This window comes from Sinomonas notoginsengisoli (genome assembly GCF_021554725.1).
Taxonomy (GTDB): Bacteria; Actinomycetota; Actinomycetes; order Actinomycetales; family Micrococcaceae; genus Sinomonas; species Sinomonas notoginsengisoli.
Window position 1 is genome coordinate 1 of record NZ_JAIZDP010000024.1, and the last position, 4430, is coordinate 4430.

6 protein-coding genes are annotated in these 4430 nt (G+C 70.7%); 5 read left to right on the top strand and 1 reads right to left on the bottom strand.

Features of this window, described 5'->3' with window-relative positions:
- The first annotated feature begins 322 nt into the window (after positions 1-322).
- The 5 genes from LF262_RS16775 to LF262_RS16795 are packed head-to-tail and all read left to right on the top strand — an operon-like array spanning position 323 to position 3546.
- Complete coding sequence (locus LF262_RS16775) at positions 323-1021, top strand: aquaporin (RefSeq protein ID WP_235781551.1); 699 nt, start codon at positions 323-325, stop codon at positions 1019-1021.
- A complete protein-coding gene (locus LF262_RS16780; RefSeq protein WP_235781552.1) occupies positions 1018-1440 on the top strand; it encodes an arsenate reductase ArsC in 423 nt (140 codons plus the stop codon). The genes LF262_RS16775 and LF262_RS16780 overlap by 4 nt, the downstream gene beginning before the upstream one ends.
- A gap of 16 nt (positions 1441-1456) precedes the next feature.
- Complete coding sequence (gene trxB / locus LF262_RS16785) at positions 1457-2431, top strand: thioredoxin-disulfide reductase (RefSeq protein ID WP_235781553.1); 975 nt, start codon at positions 1457-1459, stop codon at positions 2429-2431.
- Between the two features lie 42 nt (positions 2432-2473).
- Entirely contained in the window at positions 2474-3145 is a 672-nt protein-coding gene (locus LF262_RS16790) for a three-helix bundle dimerization domain-containing protein (RefSeq protein ID WP_235781554.1), read from the top strand.
- Complete coding sequence (locus LF262_RS16795; protein WP_308190556.1) at positions 3142-3546, top strand: arsenate-mycothiol transferase ArsC; 405 nt, start codon at positions 3142-3144, stop codon at positions 3544-3546. Before LF262_RS16790 ends, LF262_RS16795 begins: the two co-directional genes overlap by 4 nt.
- A gap of 55 nt (positions 3547-3601) precedes the next feature.
- Here LF262_RS16795 and LF262_RS16800 read toward each other — a convergent pair whose 3' ends face one another.
- The gene (locus tag LF262_RS16800) at positions 3602-4150 is read right to left on the bottom strand and encodes a DinB family protein (protein WP_235781555.1); all 549 of its coding nucleotides are present in this window, start codon (positions 4148-4150) and stop codon (positions 3602-3604) included.
- Between the last annotated feature and the right edge of the window lie 280 nt (positions 4151-4430).

The following is a 4430-nucleotide window of genomic DNA, read 5'->3' on the forward strand; positions in this document are numbered from 1 at the left end:
GAGGAGGTCCACGATCCGCAGCCGGGCGGGCTCGCCGAGGGCCGCGTGCACGGCGGCACGGTGCTCCAGCGAATTCAGCTCAGTATCCATTGAGTCAATTTTGACTGGAATGACGTAGGTGGCGCAAGCTGATGGCAGGAGACCGACTTCCGTGAGCGCTGGGGCACCGTCGGCGACGGCACCCTGCTCAAAGAACAGAGAGATACGGAGACATGCATGTGATGGGCCAGACCCTGACTCCCCCGCCGCTGGGCCCCTTCGGCCGAGCGGCGCAGCCGAGGCTGTTTCCGCGCGTCCGCTCGTGCACCGCCGGGGCCCCCGAGTGAGCCCTCTGGTGCGCCGGGCCGGCGCGGAGCTCGTCGGCACGGCCTTCCTGGTCGTGGCCGTGGTGGGCTCCGGGGTCATGGCCTCCCGGCTCTCGCCGAACGACACGGGCCTGGCGCTGCTGGAGAACAGCATCGCCACGGGCGCCGCCCTTGTCGCGCTGATTGTCGCGCTGCAGCCGGTCTCGGCCTCCTTCAACCCGGTCGTGACCCTCGTCGAGCGCCTGCTGGGGGTCATCGACACCCGCTCGGCGGCGGCGCTGATCGTGGCCCAGTTCGCCGGCGGGCTGCTGGGCACGGTCGTGGCGAACCTGATGTTCGGCCTCGACGCCGTCACCCTCTCCGCCCATGAGCGCACCGGTCCCGGGCTCTGGCTCGGGGAGGTCGTGGCGACCGTGGGCCTGCTGCTGGTGGTGTTCGGCACGGTCCGCTCCGGCCGGGCCGACCGGGTCGCGTTCGCCGTCGGCGGGTACATCGCCGCCGCGTACTGGTTCACCAGCTCCACCAGCTTCGCCAACCCCGCCGTGACCCTCGCCCGGACCGTCACGGACACCTTCGCCGGGATCGCGCCCGCCTCCGTGCCGGGCTTCGTCCTGGCCCAGCTGATCGGCGGCGCCCTCGGGCTGCTCCTCGTCCGGCTCCTCTACCCCACCGTCGTCGGTGCCGCATCCGCGGCCGAGAAGGAAGTCATCTCATGAGCCAGGAAACCGCCCAGAAGCCCTCCGTCCTGTTCGTCTGCGTCCACAACGCCGGCCGGTCCCAAATGGCCGCCGCCTACCTGAACCACCTCTCGCACGGGCGGGTCGAGGTCCGTTCCGCCGGGTCCGAGCCCGCCGAGACGGTGAACCCGGCCGCGGTGGAGGCGATGCTCGAGGAGGGCATCGACATCCGCGCCGAGAAGCCGAAGGTCCTCACCACCGAGGCCGTGAAGGACTCGGACGTGGTCATCACGATGGGCTGCGGGGACACCTGCCCGATCTTCCCTGGCAAGCGCTACGAGGACTGGGAACTCGAGGACCCCGCCGGCAAGGGCATCGACTCCGTCCGCCCGATCCGCGACGACATCAGAGGCCGCGTCGAGGCGCTCATCGCCGAACTGCTGCCCGCGGGCGCCTGAGAAGAGGGCCTGACCAGTGGCTGAGAACGTCGTCATTATCGGTTCAGGCCCCGCCGGGTACACGGCCGCCGTCTACACCGCCCGGGCCGGCCTCGAGCCGGTCGTCGTCGCCGGGTCGGTCACCGCGGGCGGGGCGCTGATGAACACCACCGAGGTGGAGAACTTCCCCGGCTTCGCCGAGGGCATCCAGGGCCCCGAGCTCATGGACGGCCTCCAGTCCCAGGCCGAGCGGTTCGGCGCCCGCATCCTCTTCGAGGACGCCACCGCCGTCGACCTGACCGGGCCCGTCAAGACGGTCACGCTCGGCAGCGGCGAGACCCTTCAGGCCCGTGCGGTGATCCTGGCCACCGGCTCGGCCTACCGCGAGCTGGGCCTGCCCGAGGAGAAGGCCCTCAGCGGCCACGGCATCTCCTGGTGCGCGACCTGCGACGGGTTCTTCTTCAAGGACCAGGACATCGTCGTGGTCGGCGGCGGGGACTCGGCGATGGAGGAGGCCACCTTCCTGACCCGCTTCGCCCGCTCCGTGACCGTCGTGGTCCGCCGCGACGTGCTGCGCGCCTCGAAGATCATGGCCCGCCGGGCCCTGGAGAACCCGAAGATCCGCTTCGAGTACAACTCCGCGGTCACCGCCGTCCACGGCGACGGGAAGGTCACCGGCGTGACCCTCACCGACACCGTCACCGGCCAGGAGCGCCGGCTCGACGCGACCGGGGTGTTCGTCGCGATCGGGCACCTGCCCCGCACCGAGCTCGTCGCGGGCCAGATTGACCTCGACCCGGAGGGCTACATCCGCGTCGACGCCCCCACCACCGTGACCAACCTCGACGGGGTCTTCGCCTGCGGCGACGCCGTCGACCACCGCTACCGGCAGGCCATCACCGCCGCCGGCACCGGCTGCGCCGCTGCCCTGGACGCCGAACGCTACCTCGCCGCCTTGGAGGACGCAGCCACGATCGCCACGGCCCTCGTCGAGGAGCCCACCCACTCCTGACCCGCACCAACGCCCCCACCCACCGAGAGAAAGGGAGCAGCCATGGCACCCCAGCCCGACATGCACACCGACCAGCGGGTGCTCGAGCGCGTCAGCGCCGACCTCGCCGCCCGCTTCGCCGGGACGTTCTCCCCGGAGACGGTCGAGCGGTACGTGTTCGAGTCCTACACGGCGCTGGCCCGCACCGCCCGGATCCGCAACTACCTCACCGCCCTTACCGAGCACTTCGCCAAGGACCGCCTCACCGCGCTGGCCCAGTCCACCGGCGCCGCGCCCAAGGACGTGCCCGAGGTCCTGTTCGTGTGCGTGCAGAACAGCGGCCGCTCCCAGCTCGCCGCCGCCTACCTCCGCCACACCGCAGGGCCGGCGGTGCACGTGCGCACCGCGGGATCCATGCCCGCAGCCGAGGTCAACCCCGCCGTCGCGGCCCTGGTCACCGCCCGCGGCTGGGACCTGGCCGAGGACTTCCCCAAGCCCCTCACCGACGACGTCGTCCGCGCCGCCGACTACGTCATCACCATGGGCTGCGGCGACTCCTGCCCCGTCTACCCCGGCAAGCACTACCTCGACTGGGCCGTCGAGGACCCGGCCACCCACCCCGAGCAGCTTCAGGAGATCACCGCCCAGATCACCTCCCACGTGGACGCCCTCCTCGCCGGGATCCGCACCGCCACCGACCACCCCGCCACCCCCGCCGAAGGGACGCGCCCGTGACCAAGCCCTCTGTCCTGTTCGTCTGCGTCAAGAACGGCGGCAAGTCCCAGATGGCCGCCGCCCTGATGCGCGACGAGGCCGGCGACGCCGTCGACGTCCGCTCTGCCGGCACCCGCCCCGGCAAGTCCCTGAACGCCCAGTCGGTCGAGTCCCTCGCCATCGGTGTCGGCGTGGGCGACGAACACCCCAAGCCCATCGACCCCGACCTGCTCGCCGCCACCGACCTGGTCGTGGTCGTCGGCGCCGAGGCCCAGGTCGAGGCGCCCGAAGGTGTCGAGGTGCGCGTCTGGGAGACCGACGAGCCCTCCGAACGCGGCATCGAGGGCGCCGAGCGCATGCGCCTGGTCCGCGACGACATCCATGCCCACGTCCGGGCCCTCGTGGACGAACTCGCCCCCTGACACCACCATGGCGGACAGGTCGCGACCTGAGCCCGCAGAGGGCCCGGAGCAGTCTTCAGTCGGGCAGAGTGCTCAGGGTCAGCTGGGCACGGTGGTGCCGGTAGTGCTGCGGGGCCCATTCCAGGATGTCCCTGCGGTCCATCCAGTCGGAGAAGTACGGGTCCCACGAGGGCGGCACGGACATGCCTCGCGCCAGGTCCTCGGCGCCGGCCCGGTCGTACCAGCGCACGATCGCCCGCGTCGTCCGGTCCATCATGCGCCCCATCGAGCCCACGCCCATGACCCGTGCCCCGGCCACCGCACCGGTCCAGTTCAGCCAGTTGTACGGGCCGGTGCAGGCCTCCAGCAGAGCGATCCAGGCCCGTGAGGCGCCCGGGGGGAGACGTGATAACGTCCCGAAGAGCGGGATGGATGTCCTTGCGATGTTCTGCCCCAGCACCATGTGGAACAGCAGCTGGCGATTCGTCCACCGCGTCCCCCGCGTCGGGGCGCACAGCTCGGACGCGTGCACTGTGCTCACGATGCGTCCGAAGTCCTCGGAGATCCAGAGCAGGCCCTCACGGACCGGCTCCCCTGCGCCGTCAGGTCTGGGTCCCGTTCCCATGGCCACGCCCCTTCCGGTCGGCCGTCGGCTCAAGGATCCGACGGCGACGGCCCCGGCAGCAACCCAGCAGCTCCCGAGACGGGGAAACGTGGTCAGCTGCCCGCGGCTCCCTACGCACTCCAGCGGAATGGGCACATCCGGTCAATGGTTCCTTTGACGGGACTCCTGCACCCCGCCCCCGACACGTGGTTGGCTCTCTCGGAAATTCAAGGAAGTTCGGATCTCTTCTTGTCTCATCAATGTGTCTCACTCCCGTATTCTCGAAATATGACAACTTGGA

Coding starts and splice junctions, on each gene's coding strand:
- LF262_RS16780 (WP_235781552.1), top strand. CDS start 1,018: ATGAGCCAGGAAACCGCCCAGAAGCCCTCCGTCCTGTTCGTCTGCGTC.
- LF262_RS16790 (WP_235781554.1), top strand. CDS start 2,474: ATGGCACCCCAGCCCGACATGCACACCGACCAGCGGGTGCTCGAGCGC.
- LF262_RS16800 (WP_235781555.1), bottom strand. CDS start 4,150: ATGGGAACGGGACCCAGACCTGACGGCGCAGGGGAGCCGGTCCGTGAG.